The sequence below is a fragment of the Caloramator quimbayensis genome (assembly GCF_900167605.1).
Lineage (GTDB): Bacteria > Bacillota > Clostridia > Clostridiales > Caloramatoraceae > Caloramator_B > Caloramator_B quimbayensis.
In genome coordinates, this window is sequence record NZ_FUYH01000001.1 from 232,631 (window position 1) to 256,147 (window position 23,517).

A 23,517-nucleotide genomic window follows, 5' to 3' on the forward strand; every position below is an offset into this window, starting at 1 on the left:
ATGGCCATGGCTTTTTTTAGTATTTCATTTTCCTCCTTAATTCTTGCCATCTCCTGCTTTAATGCTTTATATTCTTTCATAGTTACAATTTAACCTTCATCAATAACAACAGGCCTTAAGTTTTTTATCCAACCGTTAACAGTAGATTTTGAAATGCCATATTCGCTACTGAACTCTGATAAACTTTTTCCTGAATTATATAGCTCTACTATTGTATCTTTAAATTCATCGGTATATTTCCTTTGATTTCTTGCCATTTTGTAGACACATCCTCTCTCTAATTTTATTTTAATTTGTTCGAGTTAATATGTCTACAAAATTATACTAACAACTATATTTAAGCTTTTCATATTATTAACACTATCCATTAATAACAAAATCGTGAAAAACTCTCTAATTTGATAAAATTATTATAAAAAAACTAAAATAAATTACAAACTTATACATTCACCTAGTATTCATATATATCTCCTACCCATACTTCCACATCATTAGAACATATATTTTTATCCCCTGATACCTCTATTTTAAAATAATGTTTAATATTTTCATCATTCTTAATTTCATAATAATAATCATAATCTATATCTTTATTATATAAGTCAAGTATTTCTAATTTTTCATTATCTTTATAAATATTAACAATTCCCGACCAACCATGTTTCAAAAATCGTATTTTAATTGTTTTTTCTGATGAAAATTCAATAGAATCACCTTTATTTGAACTCATCAAAACATCTGTATCCCCCCACTGTTGAAGTTTAGTATGACTCCAACCTATGATTTTTAAATCTTCACTTTTTAATTTATAAGGCTGCTTTCTCATTAATATATCTTCAATACTTTCTTTAATTTTGCTTACATTACAATATTGTTGTGAAAATCTATAAATAACATCTTTATAAAACTCTATTGAATCATCTAACATATTATTAATAGTAAATAATTCATTAAATCTTTGATATCCTTTTTGTCCCATTTCTTTTCTTTTATTTTCATCATTAATAAGTATATTCAACTTGTCGAGTAAATCATTTGATGAATTTACATCTACTAAATATCCATTCTCTCCATTTACTATTATCTCTTTCATACCTCCAACATTTCCACCAATTACAGGTTTGCCAACCCTCATTGCTTCCAAAAAAATAATCCCAAAAGATTCATATAAAGACGGCGAAATAAATATATCACAATTTCTATATTCATTCTTAAGAATTTCTGAATTCACTTTACCTAAAAACTCAACATTATTTATTATATTTTTATTTTTATTTGTAGCATAAAAAATTTCCTTATATGTTTTCCCATTCTCTGCAACTATACTGTCATCTCCAATAAATTTAAATCTAACATTTTTATGCTTTTCTAATATTTCAGGTATTATTTCTAATATTAGATGAATACCTTTTCTTCTTTCTAATCTTCCTACGAATAGCACAGTAATAAAATTATTATTAACCTTATTTTTATTTTTTTCAATATCTCTATCTATTCCCAAATAAATTTTTCTAACAAATTTATCATCAAAGTCTATATTATATAACTCTGATATTGTCTTTTTTATATTTTCACTTATCGCTATTATACCAGAAGACATCTCTATAAGCTTCTTTTCAAACTTTGATGCTAATGCAAAATCATCATTCATATTCCATTTTTGCGTCTCAATCACCTTAAGTAAAGGCGTCTGCAATCTGGTTACAACGGGAATATTTATTAATTTTGCTGGTATGATTCCTTCAAAATCCCATAGTGGCGATTCTATAATATCAAAATCATATTTTTTATTTAACTCATATATAGTTTTATATAACAAGTAGCTATAATTAATATTTTTAGCAGTAATATTATAATCTTGTAATTCTAAAAATTTAATCTTAATATCATCTTCTTTTACCGTATGAATATATATATCATTATAAAGTTTCGTTTCATATTTTTGACCACTTGTTATAATATGCACCGTATGCCCTTTATCTTTATACCCTAAAGCTAATTGCTTAGAATAAGTAGCTACTCCTCCATACGAAACCATTGGATTATCTTTACATAATAAGCAAATATTTAATCTGTCCTTTTTTATGCTTATTTTAATTGGATCATATTTTACAAAATCTGAATCTGGTGATAAATCTTTTGCTAACTGTCTTTCAGTATTTAATCCATCTATCATACCTTGAGAAAATCCTTTTTCCCACATATCCATAAATGATGAATATTCTTCTTTAGTTATAACTTTACTATTATACCATTTTCTAAAATTATTTTTCCATTTTTCAGCTGTCTTCTTAACTTGTTTCTTTCTTACATCCAAGTTAAAATAGCCCTCTGAATTTTTCAATCCAAAATATACAGTATTTTTTACTATTGGATACCAATTAAGCTTATATTGAGTTGTTCTTATATGGCTTTTAGCAAACTCATGATGTATATATGCATTTGGATGATGAAGAATTTTATATCCAGCCCTTATAAGCCTTACTGCAACATCACTTTCATCGTGATAATATTCATAATATTCGTCAAATCCGCCAACTTTTTCTAATGCTTTTCTGCTAAATGTTGCATTAGTCCCCATCATTATATTGAATATTTCGCCATTAGGATCATTAAACTCTCTTGACACGCTCCTTAACGGTTCAGTTTCACCCCACAAATTTATTGTTCCATTAGTAAATTGAAAATGAGTTGCACCTGGTCCATAAACTTTCCCACCAACTCCTCCAACAGTATCATCTTCATAATACGATATAATATCATTTAACCAATATGGATCTGGAATTGCATCATCATCAATAAACGCTATTATGTCGCCAGACGATGCTCTTATACCTATATTTCTTGAAACAGATAAATTCCTAATATTATTATTTCTAATCTTTATACAATGTTTATACAACTGTAAAATTTCTCTTGTTTCATCAGTTGAAGGTCCATTAACTACTATTACTTCAAAATTTTTATATTTTAAATTTGAAAGAGATTCTAATGTTTTTACTATAAATGATCCTCTATTATATGTACAAATTACAATAGAAACCTTTTTTCCCATATAACACCTCTCTTAATAATTGTATTTTCTTATTATATTTGTAATTTTTAAGAATATATTCTTTGTATCAAATTCTAATACCCTATTTCTTTGTGCTAATATTATTGCATCCTTTAAGTCATTATCATTTAAGATTTTATCACATAATTTAGCAATAACTTCATGTTTTTTCTCATTTACAAGTATACCAGCATTACCCATTGTATATTTAACAGCACCACTATTAAAAGCAATTGTAGGTATTCCATAAAACATACTTTCAATAATAGGAACACAAAAGCCTTCATGCTCACTCATTGTAATAAATATATTTGCTAATTTATAATAAGTATATAAATCTTCATCAGATACTTTTCCTGTAAAAAATATATTTCTTTTACATAATAATAAATCAATATATTTTTTTAACTCATTATAATAATCTAAATAATTATCAAAATTACCAACTAAAAATAATCTAGAATTTCTATTTATATTTTTATAATAGTATTCAAAAATTGTTATTACATCCTCAATTTTTTTATTTGGAGCTATACGACCAACATATAAAAAATTAATATATCTACTATCTGCATAATTAGAAAATAAAACTTTATTTGTTTTATCCAGAGAAATTAAATCAAAATTAAATACAATTGGAATTACATCAATTTTTTTTTCATCCATTCCCAAATCTATTAAATCTAATTTATTATATTCCGAATCCGCTATTGCTCCATCAAAGCGATTGATATTTTCTTTTAATTGATTAAGTCCCATCTGACATAAATTGAAAAATTGTTTATTATTCTTAAAAAAATGCGGAGGAGTAATATTATGATAAACTAAAATTTTTTTACTTCTTAATTTTATAATTTGGTTAAATATATCACTTTTGCCGGAAAAATGGTAAAAAACAATGTCATTATTTTTTACATCTAATTTTTCTATAGGGTTATAATATTTATGTACTTTTTGATGAAACCACTTGCTATATATTAAAGAATTATATCCTGCTTCTTCTAATAATTCTTTCAAGTTAATTACACTATTACTAACAGCATCCCCATAGTCAATTGCATCCATTGCTTGGTGTACATTCATATTTGTCCTCCTTCTAATATATATAGTTTTGTTAAGTTATATGATATTTGAATTTCATCTCCCCTTTGAGTTATCTTATATATTGCAAAAGTAAAATACCTCCGAAGGAGAGATGAAATTATGTGCAAATCATTGAATAAAATTTCATGCCCAAGATGCCATAGTCAGAATCTTTATCGCTTTGGTAAAGACAAAGCAGGTAATCAAAAATATCAATGTAAAGATTGTAGACGTCAGTTCACTCTTGAAGATTGTAAGGGTAAGAAAAATCGTATATTGAGAGGATATCCTCGATGTCCTGTTTGTGGAAGTGGTACTTATTTGCACCATGATTATGAGTACTATTCCCATTACACTTGTAACTCTAAAAAATGTGGTCATTCTATTTATGTTGCAAAACCTATTAATATCCCCTCTGCATCTTGTGAATTAATTAATGGAAAGACAGATTTTAAAAGAATGAGATTCCCCTTATTTTTAATTCTTACTGCACTTAACCTCTATTATCTAAATGCTTCTTCAACCAGAAGAATAGCTCAATTCTTTAAAATAACCTACAATGTCAAAGTTTCTCATGTAACTATTGCATCTTGGTGCAAAAAATTCGCTCCAATTTTTCTAAGCATAGCTAATAAACTTACTAAAAATCTTGATTTAAGTGCCTCTGATGAATGGCATGCCGACGAAACTGTCGTTTTCATTAATGGTAAGAAACATTATCTTTGGTTAATCATAGATTCAGAAAATAGAATGGTTCTTGGTTTTAATTTATCTCCTTCAAGAGATGCTTCTCAAGCTTTTGCTTTGTTTAAATCTGCAAGTAAATTTGGATGCCCATCAGCTATCGTGACCGATAGATTAGGCTCATATAATCTTGCTACTAAAACTATTTTTAATACTTCAAAACACATAAAAGTTCAATCATTTAAAGACGATATATCCAACAACTTGATAGAAGCTTTTAATGATACATTTAAAGACTGGTATAAACGTAAAAGAGGTTTTAAATCATTTGAGAGTGCAAACACGCTAATAACAATGTTCATTTTCCATTATAATTTTTTAAGACCTCACTATTCTTTAAACAATCTAATTCCTGTACAAGTTGCTTGTATTTTAGATGATGAAAAAAATATTAATAAATATCTTCTATCTGCTTAATTATTGAAATAAAGTATATACTCTCAACACACCTACATTTTTAAGTTTTAAGTAGGTGCCTTCTGCATGCCTTTTTTTCATAACTCCAGTATGATTAAACTTCATTAATTGAAATTAACTAAAAAACTGTGCAATTTTGTGTAATTATAAGAATATCTACGCTATTTTTCATATTTATTTAACACAATCATATATATTAATCATTTTATTGCTATTATTTCCATCTCATAGCACATCCCATTTAGTCTTTTTTCATCAATAATCTTTATTTGAGAAAATCCTACTTCAATTAATAATTTTGATAATGATTCTACACTAAACATAGTGTAATGATAATTTTCTTCATATTCTTGTCCTCCTAAAATGACCTCAGATAAAGTATTAAAATCTATTTCTTTATCATTAAATCTATTAATCATTTCTTCAATATTAGGTGTAATTATCCTTAAAAAACCATCTTTGCATAAAAGATTATACCAGTAAGGTAAAATCGTCTGCTTTAAATCCATTTTTGTAAAATGTTCAATTAAATGAGAGCTATATATTTCAAAAATCGTATTGTTGTTAAACGGTAAATTTGTTATATCCGCAATTATATCTACCGTAGGCAATTCTCTCTTATCAATATTTATATATTCATTATTGTCTGTCATTCCCACACCAAGCTGTAATTTTAATTTTCCTTTCATGATTTTTAATTTATTGCTAAAACTTATATAATTTGCAATTTTGGGTACAATTACTTTTTTATTATTTTGTTTAACATTTTTTGAAACTTCATAGAATAGCTCTTTTCTTAAATTCATAAAATTATATTCATAATCCTCTATTCTCTTACTGATTAATGCTAACCACTTTTCTTGATTCAAAATACGTGTATCTAAAGTATTTATTATATTATATATCTCTTTATCTTTATTATTATTTTTATTACTAATAGCCTCAAATATTTGTCGATTTATTTCAACATTCTTTATATATTCAAGTTCATTCTTCACGTTTAATCTATCATTTTCGCATATATTTATTAACTCTTTATATTTGTTCAAAATATCATCAAATTGTTGCCCTATTTTTATATTTCTATCATTATCTTTCTGTAAAAAGTCTATATTATTTTTTATATATTCAAGTTCATTCTTCACGTTTAATCTATCATTTTCATATAAATCTATAATTTCCTTAATTTTATTTATTATAATATTTAATAAATTCACTATACTTCGATTAAACTTTATTTGTATTCTTGTATGAAATCTTATAGAAGTATTAACAATTTTTTTTAACCACTTCAATCTCGTAATTTTTTCTATATAATCAGACTCAATAGATTCATTAGCCTCGTTAATAAAAAAATTAATATTGGGATCATTAAAAATATTTTTTATATTATCAGCATCATAAATACTTTCAATATTTTCTTTATTATTATTTATATTAACAGTTAGTGAATTGATTACCTTTTGTGTAAGCTCATCATCTGAATTAATTGTTAAGATTTTATTCGTATTTTTTTTATTTGGGAATTCAATATTTTCGATTTTACTTAAAACATAATTCTCATCAATTTTGTTCATTTTTTCTCCTCCAAATATTAAAAAATCCAATCATGATGTAATTTTATTAACCCCTGTTCTTTTCTTATTTGTGGGTCGATAACATTAATTTTATATATATCACATCTATAATCATAAATCTCCTCAAAAATTGAATGTGCTGCGACATCAATAAGATAAGTATTCTCTAACAAATCAACCGATTTAATACTAAATTTTATTTTGCCTTCTCGGGATAAATTATTAATATCGATATTATCAATAAAAGTATTTGTACCATAACAATAAAACCCATCAATTCTTTTAATCGCAATACCAAATACACAGTTATTAATATTGGAATTTATTTTATAATCTATTTCAATTACAACTGGTCTACAAGTTGTAACTGTATTTACTATTTCATTTGATTCATTAATTATTTTAACATCGACTATTTCAACTTTTTTATTTCCCCATCTGGTTGATGCATTGTTTAGATATTTAGAAATTTTGATATTCATATTATTATCTTCTTCAATATTTTTTGTATATTTTTTAATAACTTTATTTTTTGAATTATTAACTTCATCTTTTTTAGATATACATTCTAAATAATTATTTATTACAGTTTCAACATTCCCTATACTTTTAATAATTCCATTATCTATCCATATACCTTTATCACATATCTTCCTTACTGCACCTACGTCATGAGAAACAAAAATTATTGTAACTCCCTTTTTCTTTAACTCATACATTTTTTCATAACATTTTTTTTGAAAACTTGCATCTCCTACTGCAAGGATTTCATCAATCAATAATATTTCTGCATCAACATTAATTGCAATAGAAAAAGCTAATCTCATATACATTCCTGAAGAATAAGTTCTAACAGCAGTATCTATAAAATTTTCTAATTCTGAAAATTTAATTATATCATTAATTCTTTGTTCAATCTCTTGTTTATTTAAACCTAAGATTGATGCGTTTGTATATATATTTTCTCTTCCTGTAAAATCCGGATGAAATCCCGCACCTAATTCAAGCAAGCTGGCTACTCTACCATTTATTTTTATATGTCCTTTATCTGGATATATAATTTTAGCTAATAATTTTAAAAGTGTGCTTTTACCCGAACCATTCTGCCCTATTATTCCAACTGTTTCTCCTTTATTAATTTTTAAACTTACATTATCAAGGACACAAATATCATGATAACTATTTGTTTTTATATTCAATATTTTTTCTTTAAATGTTGTTGGTTTGTCTTGATAAATCCTAAAATTTTTTGTTATTCTATCTACTTCAATAGCTACCATAATTATATTTCCTCCGCAAACCTTATTTTCAACTTATTAAAAATCAAAATACTAAATATTAATAAAAAAATAGAAAATATAAACACATACACTAAACTCATCACATTTGGAAATTTACCATCATATAAAACATCTCTATACGATATAATAAGTGCAGACATTGGATTCAATTTTAAGGCAAATTGCAAATTTTTCGGCAATACATCTACTCTATAAAGAACTGGTGTTAAAAAATACCATGCTTGCAAAACTATGCCTAATATATGTTCTAAATCTCTAAAATAAACATTTATACATGAAAATATAATACAAAATCCTAATACTAATAAATATTGAATAAACAGCAACAATGGTAAAAAAATTACATACCATTTAATACTTACATCCATTATCATAAGACTTATAATAACTACAATCATTGAATAAATACAATTCATTAATCCACTCGTTGCAGTTGCAATTGGAAGTATTAACCTTGGAAAATATATTTTTTTAATCAATCCATTATTCCATACAATACTATTTACACCATTTTGTAATGATGTAGAAAAAAACATCCATGGTATTAAAGCAACAAATAAAAACATTGCATAGTTTTTCTCTTGAATTCTCAATAAATATGGAAATACTATCGAATATACTAATAACATTAATAATGGATTAATAAAAGTCCATAAAAAACCAAGAAAAGAACCCTTGTATCTAGTTCTTAAATCTTTTCTTACCAAATTTTTTAACATTTCTTTATATTTAAATAGTTCCATTATATCTTCAATCATATGCATACCTCTATTAAATATTAATTCTCCAATAATTTAAAACATCTTTTATTGTATCTTCTATTTTATATTGAGGACTCCAAGATGTAAGTTTTACAAGTTTTTTATTATCGCACCTGATTACAGGTACATCTAATGGTCTCATTTTTGAGGGATCACTTTTAACAATTATTTTTTTATTCGACATAGAAAGAAGTAAATCTAATATATAACTTATTTTATATGTTTTATTTGAACCCACATTATATACTTGTCCACTTTTTCCCGCCGTAATTATATCAAAATATGCTCTTACAATATCTCTAACATCTGTAAAATCTCTTTCTGCTTCTAAATTACCAACAAAAAGAACTGGTTCTATAAGCCCCTTCTCAATTTGTGCTATTTTTTTTGCAAAATCAGGAACAACAAATGTTGGTGCTTGACCAGGTCCTATATGGTTAAAAGCACGTACCATAATAATATCCATTTTATATGCATTAATATACTGCAAGGCGAAATATTCTTGAACCATTTTACTTACAGCATAAGGATTAGTTGGATTCAAAGGATAATCTTCATCTATACTTATAATTTCGGACTTTACTATACCATACTCTTCACTTGAGCCTATTAAAAGAATTCTTATATTTTTATTAGACTTTCTAACTGCATCTAAAAGATTTAATGTCCCATTGACATTTATATTTATTGTTAACTGTGGATTTTCCCATGATAAAGCAACAGAACTCTGTGCAGCAAGATGAAAAATATAATCAGGCATACATTCTTTAATTATTTCAAAAATATTTTCTTTATTAATAATGTCCATATCCCGTACAATGATTTTGCTGCTTATTTGATGCGGCATAGATGTATGAGGTAACTTTGTACCCCAAACTTCTATGCCATTCTTAATAAGATATTCTGACAAATATATGCCAACAAATCCATTTACTCCTGTTATTAAAGCTCTCAATATTATCACTCCATTATTTCTTTTGCAGCTGCTGCTTCAATAAACTCTTCATAGCTTAAACTATTTTTAACTCTATTTAAGTCTTCATTTATCATTATTTTTACAAGCTCTTCAAAAGTAATTTCATTCAGCCAACCTAAAACACTTCTTGCTTTTTCAGGATTTCCAAGCAAAAGTTCAACTTCAGCCGGTCTAAAATATTTAGGATTTACTGCTACAACAACCTTCCCATTTTCTTTATTTATTGCCTTTTCATTAACTCCTTTTCCTATCCATTCGATCTCAATACCTGCATATTTAAACGCTAAATTAACAAATTCTCTTACTGTATGTGTTTCACCACTTGCTATAACATAATCGTCAGGTTTTTCATGCTGAAGCATAAGCCACATAGCTTTTACATAATCCTTGGCATGTCCCCAGTCACGTTTTGCATCCATATTACCAAGCTCTAAAACATCCAATAAACCGTACTTTATTCTTGCAACAGCATCAGTAATTTTTCTTGTTACAAATTCTTTGCCTCTTCTTTCTGATTCATGATTAAACAATATACCTGAACAAGCAAAAATATTGTAGCTTTCTCTATAGTTTTTAGTTATCCAGTGTCCATAGAGCTTGGCAACCCCATATGGGCTTCTTGGATAAAACGGTGTTGTTTCTTTTTGAGGAGTTTCCTGTACAAGGCCAAACATTTCTGAAGTTGATGCTTGATAGAATTTAGCTTCAGGTTTAACAATACGAATTGCTTCAAGCATATTAGTTACACCTAATGCATCTATATTAGCTGTTGCAATAGGCTGTTCCCATGATGTTGCTACAAATGATTGTGCTGCAAGGTTATAAACTTCATCAGCTTGTGATATTCTCATGGCATTTATTAACGAAATTTGATCTGTTAAGTCACCATATATAAATTCTATTTTATCTTTTATGTGTTCAACATTACCAAAATCTAATTTACTCTTTCTTCTTACCAATCCATATACTTTATAGTTTTTACTAAGAAGAAGTTCTGCTAAATATGATCCATCTTGTCCAGTAATTCCAGTTATTAACGCACTTTTCATAAATATTATCCTTTCTTTCAATATTTATTGTAGTTTTTATAAATAATTTTCCTTATTCATTGCTTTAATTTTATTTAAAAGCTTTTTAATGTCTTGACATTTATCTTTCGAGCATATTAATGTTGCATCATCTGTATCAACAAGAATAATATCTTCTATACCAACTGCTGCAATTAGCTTATCATTCCCTTGTATAATGCACTTTTTAGTATCGATGCTTATAACATTTCCTGATTTAACATTCCCATCTTCATCAGTATTTTGAATTCTTTCAAGTGCTGTCCAGCTTCCAACATCATCCCATCCAAAATTCCCTGGTATAGTATAAATATTCTCTGCATGTTCCATAATACCATAGTCAATTGATATAGATTCAAATTTATTAAATTCTTCTCTCAATACCTTAATTTCATTATCAGTCCCAATAGCATCAGATATTTTCATTAAACCTTCATATAAATTAGGCATATATCTTTGTATATTTTTTAATATTGTTGATGCCTTCCAGACAAACATTCCGCTGTTCCATAAATATGTACCTTCTTTTAAATACTGTTTTGCCTTGTCTATATCAGGTTTTTCTACAAATCGTTTAACTTTATATATACTATTACCATCAATGTCACATACTTTATTACTGTAATTTATGTAGCCATAACCCGTTTCTGGATATGATGGAATAATTCCAATAGTAATTAAATTATCCCCTTCTTGTGCCATTTTTGCAGCAGCTTCTAAAGTATTTATAAAGATGTCATTATTCTTTATCAAATGATCCGAAGGTAATATTATCATTACAGCTTCAGGATCTTTTTTTGCTATGTATACCGCAGAAAGCCCAATACATGGTGCTGTATTTTTTCCTAATGGTTCAATTAATATATTTTGAAAAGGTATTTCGAAAAGCTGCTTCCTTATTATATTTGAATAATTTTCATTAGTAACAATAAATACATTCTCTTTATCAGTTATTTTTTTTACTCTTTCGTATGTCAATTGTATCATCGTCTTACCATCATTTGTTAGACTTATAAGCTGTTTAGGAAGGCTTTGTCTGCTTCTTGGCCAAAACCTTTCTCCTTTTCCACCTGCCATAATAACTATAGATACCATTTCTTATCCTCCATTTAATAATTGAAAATTAATTATTTACCCTCTCATTTACTCCAAAACCAATTCCAAGAAGTATCCAAAATACTGGTGCAACAGATACGACGCTGTCATTGAATAGAGCGGCTATAAAATAGGCACATATGCCCAAAAATACCGAAATCCCAATTATTTCATAATTTGTCTCAAATTTAGATTTCATATATATTTTAAAACTCTGTATAAGGTAAATCAAGAATATACCAATTAGTGAAATTAAGGATATAATGCCTGTATTAACCAAGGTCTGCAGATACATGTTGTGAGCTTTATCCACAATTATGTAAGGATCGCCGTAGACATTTAATTTTCCTACAACATCATTTTGGGGAAAATACATTGCAAAGTTATCTGGTCCATATCCAAATACAGGTGATTTTTTTATTAAAGGAAAAGTTCTTGACCATATATATGCTCTGGCGGATCCTAAATTCTCTTTCCCCTCAAATCCGAGTTTTTCGATTTTACTTATTTCATAATATTGTCCTTTATTCCTAAGTATCTTAAACTTATCATTATCATAAATAAAATATAATTTTGCCGTGCTTATTTGAAGCTGAATTAACGGTTTATTATCAAACAAACCAAACAATATATCTTTATCTTTATATCTTTCATCTTTTATTGTTATTTTCCCATTGCTAAAATCCATGTCATATTTTAATTCATTATTTTTATCATCATAAATAAATATGGTGTTATTTTTTATTTCAAAATTTAAAACTGCATCATTATAGTTAATTTTTAATCTTTTTCCGTCTAATGATATATCCTTTAGAAGAGTATTATCCTTAGTCTGTTCATTAGAAACAAGATTTTTGGCATCACTAAAAAGTGTTCCAATTTTAGAAAAGAGATAATTATTCCATACTTTATTAGCTCCTATGACTAAAATAACTGAACTAACAAGAATAATAGAAAACAATCTGTAATGCTTTATAATATAGCTTCTAAATAGAATAATAAGCAATACAAAAGAGAAAATAATACCAAGTATTCCTGCTCTTGAATGACATGTTATTGCGTTGAACAGGAAAAGAACTGATAAAAGAGAAAATAAAATTTTTAAATATTTATTATGATGAAGTATAGCAAGGCTCAAAGTCAAAGGAAAAAGTATCGCCATAAAGCTTCCTACATAATTAGTGTGGTATAATGTTCCATAGACTGCCCTTTCACCCAATGTGAATTTTAATCCTTCTAATAAATTTGAATTGCTAAGAGGCACAATAAGCCTTTTACCCAGCTGAGTGTTAAAAAAATCCATGTTAAAATATTGGAATAATCCTATAATACCAATTATTATTGCTGAAATATAAAGGCACTTTAAAAAAGAATCTATGGTTTTGTATGAATTAATTAAGTTATAGGTTAATAGCATTATTATAATATACGATATAAGAGCGAATACACCTTCATATCTATCAGGAAATCCAAAAAGAGAAACGGATTTGTTTTTAGATAATAAGGCTGATATTACTACTGATAAAATATATGTAAAAGAGAAAATATATAATAACTTATTGCTTTTTAGTTTAAATCCTTTATTAAATAAATTTATTATTACCGCTGCAATAACTAAAAATATAAACACTTTTGCTTTGTTATATGAAAAAAAATCAAAATTAGTGCTGCCTGTCCAAAAAAAAGCAACATCACTATTTAGTTCTACAATCTTCAATCTCACTATTAAAGGTACTATCATTAAAATCAAACATATTGGAATAATAAATATTATATTTTCTTTTACATTGTTTCTGCTTTTTTTATTGTTTTTCCCCATTTTACCCCTCCTTTTTGCACATAATAATTTTATATCAAATATTTAACAAATTCAATTGTTTTTTAATACTAACTAAAACATTAAACTTAAATTGCACTAATAAGCCCTTCCTGTTGGCGAAAGCTTGTTTTCACTCATATCGTATATATCAAGAAGCTGTATAACCTGAGGCATCTTCTTCATTTCATCAACTATCCCGTCAGTTTTAAGCTCAATTATAACATATCTTCCTGTCTGTGATAATGCTGATTTTAAAGGCACACTGTTAGTATAAACCCTTTTTATAGCTCTTCCCGTTACGCTGTAGGATAGGGCTGACAGCTTTGTTGCATCTATATCCTTATCGTATTCTATGCAAAGAGAATCTATAATATCATTTGCCCCCTTAATAGCAGTAATCTGAGCCATTCCATTTACATATTTAACCTGAGGTGGTATTTTATCCTGAATTTTTATTGGAGTGCTTGAAGTATAAACCCCAATATCAACGCTCTCTCCAAAGCTGTTTTGAAGCTTATTATTAGAATCGGGAACTATGTTTAAAAGATATATCCCGTTTTCTGTACCATAGTTTGAAGTTAGAGTTACAACGGTTTTACCTTCGCTGTTTAATGATACATCCATTGATAAAACCTGCGCACCGTTTACTTTAAATGCGCTGTCATCAACATACTTTAAATATTGGTCAAAGGTAACAACTACAGTATTTTTGGATATCGCCTCTATTTTTATAACCTTAGGCTTGCTCTCCTGCGAATTAAATGCTGTAAAGCTGCTGTTTAAGAGTATCTGCCCTACTATTGCATTTTTAGTACTGTCCTCAACATCCTTTACAAAAAGGTTGTATCCTGCATCTATTAGGGACTTTTCATAATCAGTAAGGCTTATCTTTATAATCTTATCTCCATCTTCAAAGATAGGATTCTTTGTTATTTTTCTCATGCTTCCATCTGCTGCATTTTGAAGATAATAGTTTGATGCATCGAGGGCTGTATTATTTACCCCTTCACTGAAGAATACATAAAGGCACTGTTCAAGCCCTGCAACAAACTTTTTAGTAACCTTTACTACCTTAGGCGGGGTTTTATCTGTAAGGTTTATACTTTGAGTATATATATCGATTTTATTTAAAGAATTAAATTTATCCTCAATGCCTAAAAGTTTTACTATGATGTTTACTGCTGAATCAGATTTTTTAAAATTTATCCTGTATTTTATATTGTCTCCAAGGTTTGATATTGCATTTACTAAAATTCTCTCTCCTCTATTATCTATTAAATCAACATTAGCTGCTGTAAAATTAACTTCTCTGTTAAACTGGGCTAAAAGGGATGTGTCGCTCTCCTGCGTTATTGATAAAACTTTTAAAGGCTCAGCCTCTGTATTTATAGATATTGGAAGGTTTACGCTCTGAAATTTATTGTTATATTTATCTATTACTTCTAAGTTTCCTACCTTTCCTAATATGTTTATGCTGTTTACAGAAGAAGTTATAGGGTATCCCTTCTTAAAAGAGTTGTCATAAAATTTTACAAATACCCTGCTTACAGGATTTGAATCAAGGCTTACAGTCATATCAGCATCTTTATATATGCCAAGGGCAGTATATGCTGCATTTGTATGATAAAAATTAAGATTTGTAAGGTTTGCTACTGGTCTGTTAAAATCAACTACCGCAACCGACTGATTAACCGCCTTAACCTTTGCTGTTATAGGCGAAGTTTCATTTTTATAAACAAAGCTTAATGTTTTTGATGGGGCTTCTTTAAGTTCAAAATCCTTAAAGCCTTTTACCGTAACATCATACTGGCTGCCCTCTGTCATTGCAGAATATAAAGATACTAATATAGTATTTGTGTCATATCCAGTATATGTGCTGCCCGATGCTATAAGGTTTCCACCCTTTCTAACCTCTACCGTACCGCCCGATATGTTTTTGACAGGCTCACTAAAACTTATGCAAATGTTTGAAGCTCCATAGGGCTTTACAGATAGAACTTCAGGATTGCTGTTATCAAGAGCTGTAAAATCCTTAACTGTTTTCTCTATTTTTTTACTCTTTAAATCCCTGACATTATCAACAGCAATAGTATAAAGAGCACCTTTATCTAAACTAAAGGCTGGAGTTACTACAACAGTTTTATCATCATCTAAAAGCTGAACCGTTGATGTTATTGGGGTTGTCCCCTTAAAGAGCCTGAAATTGCTGTTTAAAACCGTTGTAATGTCAAGTTTTTTGTTAAACTTTAATATAACTTCTTTTAAATTATTTGAAGTTATACTAACAAGGCTTAAACCTACTTCCTTTACCTTTAAATTCAGCTTTACCTTATCCTTATAACCATCTATTTCTCCAAAATATGTATACTCTCCAGGTTTTGATGTATCTATTTTATCTGCATTCCATTTAACAGGTACATCTCTCATTGTACCATCGCTAAGCTTTACCTTAAATGTCTTTGGCAGTTCACATTCATCATCTTCATTAAGCTCAAGGTTTACATCGCTTGCCTCAACTATTTTTTCGTTTAATACATTAATGTTCATTGTAACTTTATATGTATATCCTTTAACCACTCCTGTTATTGTATAGGTTTTAGGAGTTGAAGTATCTACTTCCTGACTATCCCATACAACCTCAAGCTCCTTCTCCGTTCCATCCTTCATTAATGCCTTAACCTTATCAGGGAATTTTACCTCATCATCAATATTTACTGTAATATTAACAGGATTAATATTTTGTATTATCACACTCTTATCCCATACGTTAAACCTTTTAACAATACTTTTGCTGTTTTTATCTGAGGATCCCGCTATTTTTGAGTAAACAATTAATACATAGCTTCCTCCCTCATTTAATGCATAGCTTATTTTATAAGGGCTTTTAGGGTTGTAATAGGTTTTAGTAAATCCCTTTGTAATATCTATAGTTTTCTTTGTCTTTTCATTGCTTAATATAACCCTGTACTGCACCTTAGTGTTTCCTGTAGATGTTATGCTTAAATTCAATTTATCTCCTGTTTCATAGTTTGTACTAATTGCTGCAACCACTGGAACTACAGAAACCTTTGGAGCTGCAAAAGCACCTATATAGCCTAAGACTTCACAAATCAAAAAAATAAATGATAAAAAAACAATGCTCATTCTCTTATTCTTTCCCATATTATCCCTCCATTATATATAAGACGCTTATTATACTAATATTGTTCATATATACCAATATTTTATCATTAACGACACAGAAATGCCATAAAAACTAAAAAGCGTCCTATCAGAAGGAATTTGTCACTTGTCAACTGGGTGGCACTTTTGTATGGGATTTGTAAATTTCTTTCGTCTATATTAGTGGTATATATTTTTAATAATCTTCTCCATATTTTATTCATAATTGCAATATATAATATTTTTGATAATGAATCGATATTTTGCCACAGTTTAGCGAAGATTTTAATATATAATTAATGTATAATTAATTATGATATATTAGCTAATTTTGGCATTATTAAAAGGAGGAAATAAAATGAATGAGAAGGTGAATACATATGAAGAAACATAAACTATTATTGCTGTCATTAATTTTTTTAGTTATATTTTCCTCAACAGCCTATGCTGAAAGCAGCACATTATTCCTAAACAATATAATAGATGACGCAATAGAAAATTCAATAACATTAAAATCCTTAAGCAATAAGGTAAAATCCCTCGAAAAATCAAAAAGCGATGCAGAGGAAGCTTCAAAAGACGCTGCCCAAAGGTTGGATACTAATGAAGCTTTGAAGGATTTACTTAAAAATTATTCATCTTTAAGTCCTGCTGAGAAAATGCAAGTTACTATGTTAATAAGAATGCATATTATTATGACTATAGATGATAAGCTGCAGTTTACAAAAATCAAGGAGCTCTCCGTTCCTAATGCTGATTATGCTATACTTCAAAATAAAAACAATATGGAAATTGCAAAAAATTCCTCAATACTATCGATTTCACAGCAGTTCAATACAATTTTAAATATGCAGGACTCAATAAAACTTCAAAATAACAATATAAAAATACTTGAAGACAGGCTTAATACAGCTAAAATACAATATGACAACGGGCTAATATCAAATAAGGATTATAAAACTTTAGAAAGCAGCCTTAAGAAATCAAAACTTGAGCTTTTAAAGATGCAAAACAATATGAACAGTCTCGTTATAACATTAAATCAGGCTATAAATAAGCCTCTTTTAACTAAATATGATGAGTTTTCAGACAGTGGAATGACACCATATTTAGATATTAAAAGTCTTGATGAATATATAAATACGGCTCTTACATATAGATCAGAAATAATTTGCAATCAGAAGTATTATGATATTAAAAAAAGAGAATATGAAATAACCTATGAAGTTTACCCTTCAGATTTAAATGATAATACACAGCAGGCAAAATACGATATGGAAGATGCTCAAAACAAACTTGAACAATCAAAGGAAGATATTAAAATAGAAATTACTACTCTATATAAGGATATTGAAAAAAATATACAAGACATTAATAACTATCAAAAAAAATATGATGCGGCAAAATATGATAATGAAATTGCTAAAAAGAAATACAGCTTCGGGCTTATAAGCAGGCTTGATGTTGAAAATTCAAATCTTAATCTTTTGCAGGCGCAGATACAATTAAACCAAGCAAAGCGAACCCTTTATATAAACGAATTAAAACTTAATTTTGCATGCGGTATAGGCCCTGCTGCATAAAGTATAAATTATTAGGAGGGATTAAAATTGAAAAAGCTTATAGCATTTATAATTACATTTTCATTAGTTTTAAGTCTATCTTCCCCATGTTTAGCTGATACAGTTTTTAAAGAAGAAGACGGAATAATAAAATTAACTTTACAAGATGCGATTAGCAATATAGAAAAACAAAATACAGAAATTAAACTTATGGATCAAAAGATAGCAATACTTGAAAAACAATATAAAACTGCCCTCGATAATGCTGAAAAGGCAAAAACGGATACGAGCACAAATATACAAAGCAACATAAACCTTAGAAAAACAGAACTTTTAAACTGGAAAAAATCACAGCTTACTTTAGAAAACGCAAAACATGATAGGGATGATAAGTTAAATTCCCTAATACAGGATATTAAAAAACAATACTATGAAGCTCTCATGATAAAGGAAGATATATCAAACTATCAGGAAGAAATCAATAACCTAAACAAAAATATAAGTATTGTTAATGCAAAAATTAATGTAGGAAAAATGAAATCCTCCGATTTAAAAAACTATGAAACCCAAAAAAGCCAGCTTGAAGCTCAGCTTTGGACATCTCAGAAACAGCTTAATATTGCATTTCTAAACATAAAAAGAATATTGAATATAGATATAAACAAGCAAATAGATATTGAACCTGTTAATATAGCAGTAAAAACCTTCGACGACAGCGATATAGAAAACAAAATAAAAAACACAATAGAAAACAGCTATGACATCAAAAAACAGGCTTTAGACCTTGAACTTTCAAAACTCGAATATAAAATAGTCGATGAGAATTCAAACAAAAGCTCCGATGAAGAATCAGAAAACAACTACTCAACCCTTTTAAACCTCGAAGCCTCAATAAACACTAAAGAGGCAAGCCTTGAAAATGCAAAGACCTCCCTCGAGGCAAACCTTTGGAGCAGCTATAACAACCTTAAAAATCTTGAATATAATATAGAAATAGAAAAGCTAAATCTTGAAATAGCTCAAATCACATATGATATTACAAAAGCGAGTGTAAGTTTAAATTCATCTCTAAGTGTCGATGAAATTAGCAGTCATATAGCTCTTTTAAAGCAGCAGACAAAATTTCAAAGAGCAATAAATCAATATGTTTTATCAGTAGAAAGCTTAGAAAACCAGCTAAACAAATAAAACAGCCTAAACGGCTGTTTTTTATTCTGGTTCTATAATAAATGTTGAGGCGTAGCCCCAGCATTTATTATAGAACCAAAAGAAAAACTATTAAAAATAATTGAAACTGCCTCTTCTTCCAAAGAAGTTCGCACTTTATTTAAGGAATGGATAAAGTTTGCACAAAATAGTGGTCTTAAAGAATTTGAAAGATGTGCTAATACTTATATAAGGTATTTTAATGAAATAGTGAATTCTTTTGATATACCATATACAAATGCTTGTACTGAAGGCTTTAACAACAAAATTAAAGTTATTAAAAGAAATGCCTTCGGCTTTAAAAACTTTGATAGGTTTAGAAATAGAATTCTTCATTGCTGTAATTAAAATTTTACTTTCCCATATTTTAGAAATCCAACTTCCGTTGGTATTTTTGTCGTGCAATTTTTTAGGGGATACTCTATACAACCCAACCTATCTTTCTAAAATCACTCTCAAACAAGAAAGGACAGGCATTCTAATCGAATATCCGCCCCAACTATTGGCAAAGAGCCAAATAAAAATGCCGCCCAGCGGCAAGTTTGTCACTTGTCAACTGGGTGGCATTCATGTTACGTTATCTTATTGTGTTAATCCAACTGTGAAATCAACTTTTACAGTTAAGCCACTTGCATACTTGAATGTAGCAGTGAATTTATCTCCCATAGTAGCATTCGCTATTGATACACTATTTGTACCATTATTTGTTACTGTAAATGTTGAACCATCAACTTTTACTAAGTTAGTAATTATTATCACTGGATTTTCTGTAAAATCAACACCATATTGGTCTTTTACTTCATAAATAACTGATTTTAACTTATTTGCATCAATTACTCCACCTGTTGTTGGATTAATTACTGCTTTTCCATCAGCTACAAGATCTTCATCTAATGTTACTGTTGCAACCTTTAGTGCCTCATTAGAAACTACTAATTCCTTTTCAAGAATCTGTAATGCTTCTCCTGAATCACCGTTAACAGTTACTATAACAGTTGTTTTAACATCCTTTGCATTTCCTAAATTATCAACAAAATCAGCTGCTGCATATCCACCTGAAGTTACATCTACAATAATACTTCCACTTGTTGTTAACTTGCTTGTAGTTAAAGCTAATGAGTAGTCTGCTGCTGGCAATAATACTTTTGTACCATTAGCTAATACTCCATAAACTTTTACAGTCTTGTTATGAGTTGATGGTGTAGCTGCTGAAGCATTTCCATTATTGTACATCTTACCAAAGTCAGCAACTTCGAAGCTTACATATTCTGATTTGCTAACCTTTGTAAATACTATTGACTTAGTACTTACTGTTACTGGATTTGCACCGTTATCTCCAGTTGCTAAAGTAAACTTAATTGTTTCTGTTTTATTTGTATTATTTTCAGCAAATATTCTTACTGCTGAATTTGTTGTTGAAATTACTTGAGTAACAGAATCACTATTATTAAGTAATACTTGGAATGCTGAATTTGTTGAAGTTGATTCAACAACTATGCTGTTTTCTGAAGCTGCATCAACCCAAGCATTAACAGCTGAATCTGTCATTGTTCTACCATATTGATCTTGAATTATTAAATCTGCTGCTTCTATATCAACATAGTTTCCTTTAGCAATATATGTTGATTTAGTTGAATCTAATCCAACTATTGTTGTTGGTCTTGCTTTTTCTTTAACGCTTACCATTAAGCTTGAGAAGTTTCCGCCATTAGTTACTATAGATGTTAAATAAACTGGTAAATCAACATTATCACTTGCACCTGTTGCTGGAGCATAGTAATATAATTTTGCTGTGCCATCATTTTGTTCTTCAAATTTTAATCCTGAAGTACCTGTACCATTATACAATGGTGATAAAGTTACATTACCATTTAACTGAGAATATTTTGTTACAGCATTGCCATATTGGTCAACAGCTGTAAATGGTATTTCTACTTTTTCAGTTTCTGCAATCATCTTTGAAGGTGCTGACATTGTGAATGTCTTAACTGCAGCTAATGCCTTAGCTTCAACTGTATATGTTGAAATCTTTCCTGTTACAGATGATATAGCTTGAATTGTTACTGTTCCACCATTATTAACAGAACTTCCTGCCTTTAATGCAACTGCTTTATAAGTAGCACCATCAAGAGTTACATCAGAAGATACAGCAAAAGCTCCGTTAGCTGTGTCTGAACTTACAAATAAAGGATTATTTGAAGTAAATACTAATTTACTTAAATTTGGGCTTGACATTATATTGCCATACTGATCCTTTACTTGGAATAATAATACATATCTGTTATCAGTAAATCCTGCTGGAAGATCTACTAATTTTAAATTTGTAGTATCATATACACCCTTAAATAATACTTCATTTGCTTGAGCTTCTAAAGCTATTTCAACCTGAGCATTTACAACAGTTGCACTTGCAGCATGAACACCTGTTATATAAACTATTTGTCCAGGTATAAAATCTGAAGTACCAGCTGCTTCAATTTCAAATGTTCCGTCTATTGTATTTTCATTATAAACTGACTTTCCTGTTGAAATTGTCCAGCTAATTGTTTGTCCTGTCATCTTTTCGCCATATTGATTAAGAACCTCATATGAAACTAAAGCTCTCTTGTCATTTCCTGACAATCTTGGTGCTTTTGTTGATAAAATATTTATTTTAGCAACTTTTACATCATCAACAGTAACTTTTACGCTTATTGCAGTTTCTGTTAAACCAGATACTGAAACTGTATATTCACCTTTTGTTAAATTAGTTGCCATTGTAATAACTGCTGATTTTTTATCTGCTGCGAATTCAACTTTTTCTGTATTAACTAATATTGAATCTTTCTTAACTTCAAATTTAGCCTTTGTATCATCAACAGCTTTATTGAATTTAACTTCTAATTTTTTAACTCCAACCGCACTTACAGTAGCTGTTGGTGCAACTGCCTTAACTGTTACCTTTACAGCTGGCTTTAATGTTGTTCCTTCAACTGTACCATTTACAGTATATTCTCCAGCTTTAGTTGTATCAACTGCATCCCACTTAACTGCAACTTCTTTTTCTGTTCCGTCAGTCATAACTGCCTTTACAGTTGCTGGAAGAGTTGCTACTGCACCTTCGTCAACTGTTACGTCTGCTGGGTTAACTAATTCCTTAATTTCTACTTTAGCTTCTTCTTTAGCCTTTACAACAAATCTTCCAACATTAACATATTTAGCTGTTGAAGCCTTAGCTCCACTTGCTTTAACTCCTACAACTATTTCGTATGTTCCTGGTTCTGTTACATATAATACATCAATTGTGAATGTTGATGTTCCAGGACATACTGCTTTGTAGAAGTAGTCCTTTGAATAGCCTGGGTAAAGTTCCTTAACCTTACCTACTCCTACTTTCCAAAGGAATGCTCTGTACTGAACTTTTCCTTTATAAGGAGCTGAATTGAATTTAACGATTACTCTGTCACCAACCTTGTATTCAGCTTGTGGTTTGGCAACGATAGTGATTTTTGTTGGTCCTGCTGCAGCCTTTGTAGTCTGTGCAGGTACATAGCTGAGCACTGTGAATACTGTAAATAAAGCAACTAATACAGTGCTGAGCACTTTCTTGGCTTTTGCCATAGTTTTTCTCCTCCTCTCGAATTTTAAAAATTTTGTTTGATTTATATAGATGAATAAATCATCTGCGAAGTTAGTTAATTTTGGTAATGCAC

Annotated in this window: 16 protein-coding genes; 4 read left to right on the plus strand and 12 right to left on the minus strand. The window is 28.9% G+C overall.

Annotated elements, in window-relative coordinates; genetic code table 11:
* Positions 1 to 89: 89 nt before the first annotated feature.
* The 3 genes from B5D15_RS01115 to B5D15_RS01125 all read right to left on the minus strand — a co-directional run bounded on the left by B5D15_RS01115 (position 90) and on the right by B5D15_RS01125 (position 4,138).
* Complete coding sequence (locus tag B5D15_RS01115; RefSeq protein ID WP_078695259.1) at positions 90 to 257, minus strand: transposase; 168 nt, start codon at positions 255 to 257, stop codon at positions 90 to 92.
* Between the two features lie 194 nt (positions 258 to 451).
* Positions 452 to 3,055, minus strand: coding sequence for a glycosyltransferase (locus B5D15_RS01120; RefSeq protein WP_078695260.1), 2,604 nt, complete (start codon positions 3,053 to 3,055; stop codon positions 452 to 454).
* Positions 3,056 to 3,067: 12 nt separating this feature from the next.
* The gene (locus B5D15_RS01125; RefSeq protein WP_078695261.1) at positions 3,068 to 4,138 is read right to left on the minus strand and encodes a glycosyltransferase; all 1,071 of its coding nucleotides are present in this window, start codon (positions 4,136 to 4,138) and stop codon (positions 3,068 to 3,070) included.
* 120 nt (positions 4,139 to 4,258) lie between these two features.
* Between B5D15_RS01125 and B5D15_RS01130 the strand changes: the two genes are divergently transcribed.
* Entirely contained in the window at positions 4,259 to 5,299 is a 1,041-nt protein-coding gene (locus B5D15_RS01130) for an IS6 family transposase (RefSeq protein ID WP_078695262.1), read from the plus strand.
* 200 nt (positions 5,300 to 5,499) lie between these two features.
* On the opposite strand, the gene B5D15_RS01135 is transcribed toward B5D15_RS01130, so the two are convergent.
* The 8 genes from B5D15_RS01135 to B5D15_RS01170 all read right to left on the minus strand — a co-directional run bounded on the left by B5D15_RS01135 (position 5,500) and on the right by B5D15_RS01170 (position 17,057).
* Positions 5,500 to 6,876 (minus strand): class I SAM-dependent methyltransferase, encoded by a 1,377-nt coding sequence (locus tag B5D15_RS01135; RefSeq protein ID WP_078695263.1) that lies wholly within the window; start codon positions 6,874 to 6,876, stop codon positions 5,500 to 5,502.
* Positions 6,877 to 6,893: 17 nt separating this feature from the next.
* Positions 6,894 to 8,156, minus strand: coding sequence for an ABC transporter ATP-binding protein (locus tag B5D15_RS01140; protein WP_078695264.1), 1,263 nt, complete (start codon positions 8,154 to 8,156; stop codon positions 6,894 to 6,896).
* A 2-nt stretch (positions 8,157 to 8,158) separates the two neighbouring features.
* Positions 8,159 to 8,935, minus strand: a complete 777-nt coding sequence (locus B5D15_RS01145) for an ABC transporter permease (RefSeq protein WP_242948658.1) — start codon at positions 8,933 to 8,935, stop codon at positions 8,159 to 8,161.
* A 13-nt stretch (positions 8,936 to 8,948) separates the two neighbouring features.
* On the minus strand, positions 8,949 to 9,902 hold the full coding sequence (locus tag B5D15_RS01150) for a GDP-mannose 4,6-dehydratase (RefSeq protein ID WP_242948659.1): 954 nt from the start codon (positions 9,900 to 9,902) through the stop codon (positions 8,949 to 8,951).
* Positions 9,899 to 10,963, minus strand: a complete 1,065-nt coding sequence (gmd, locus tag B5D15_RS01155) for a GDP-mannose 4,6-dehydratase (protein WP_078695266.1) — start codon at positions 10,961 to 10,963, stop codon at positions 9,899 to 9,901. Before gmd ends, B5D15_RS01150 begins: the two co-directional genes overlap by 4 nt.
* 36 nt (positions 10,964 to 10,999) lie before the next feature.
* Complete coding sequence (locus B5D15_RS01160) at positions 11,000 to 12,076, minus strand: mannose-1-phosphate guanylyltransferase (protein ID WP_078695267.1); 1,077 nt, start codon at positions 12,074 to 12,076, stop codon at positions 11,000 to 11,002.
* Positions 12,077 to 12,104: 28 nt separating this feature from the next.
* Positions 12,105 to 13,895 carry an O-antigen ligase family protein gene (locus B5D15_RS01165; protein ID WP_078695268.1) on the minus strand — a complete coding sequence of 597 codons (1,791 nt, stop codon included), beginning with the start codon at positions 13,893 to 13,895 and terminating at the stop codon, positions 12,105 to 12,107.
* Between the two features lie 96 nt (positions 13,896 to 13,991).
* Positions 13,992 to 17,057 carry an Ig-like domain-containing protein gene (locus B5D15_RS01170; protein WP_078695269.1) on the minus strand — a complete coding sequence of 1,022 codons (3,066 nt, stop codon included), beginning with the start codon at positions 17,055 to 17,057 and terminating at the stop codon, positions 13,992 to 13,994.
* A gap of 380 nt (positions 17,058 to 17,437) precedes the next feature.
* On the opposite strand from B5D15_RS01170, the gene B5D15_RS01175 reads away from it, so the two are divergent.
* From B5D15_RS01175 to B5D15_RS15335, 3 genes are all read left to right on the plus strand, one after another.
* Positions 17,438 to 18,640, plus strand: a complete 1,203-nt coding sequence (locus tag B5D15_RS01175; protein WP_078695270.1) for a TolC family protein — start codon at positions 17,438 to 17,440, stop codon at positions 18,638 to 18,640.
* Positions 18,641 to 18,667: 27 nt separating this feature from the next.
* On the plus strand, positions 18,668 to 19,807 hold the full coding sequence (locus tag B5D15_RS01180) for a TolC family protein (protein ID WP_078695271.1): 1,140 nt from the start codon (positions 18,668 to 18,670) through the stop codon (positions 19,805 to 19,807).
* Positions 19,808 to 19,876: 69 nt separating this feature from the next.
* Complete coding sequence (locus B5D15_RS15335; RefSeq protein WP_341427601.1) at positions 19,877 to 20,173, plus strand: transposase; 297 nt, start codon at positions 19,877 to 19,879, stop codon at positions 20,171 to 20,173.
* A gap of 234 nt (positions 20,174 to 20,407) precedes the next feature.
* Here the strand turns inward: B5D15_RS15335 and B5D15_RS01190 are convergent, their stop codons facing one another.
* Complete coding sequence (locus tag B5D15_RS01190; RefSeq protein ID WP_179122139.1) at positions 20,408 to 23,425, minus strand: Ig-like domain-containing protein; 3,018 nt, start codon at positions 23,423 to 23,425, stop codon at positions 20,408 to 20,410.
* Positions 23,426 to 23,517 lie beyond the last annotated feature (92 nt).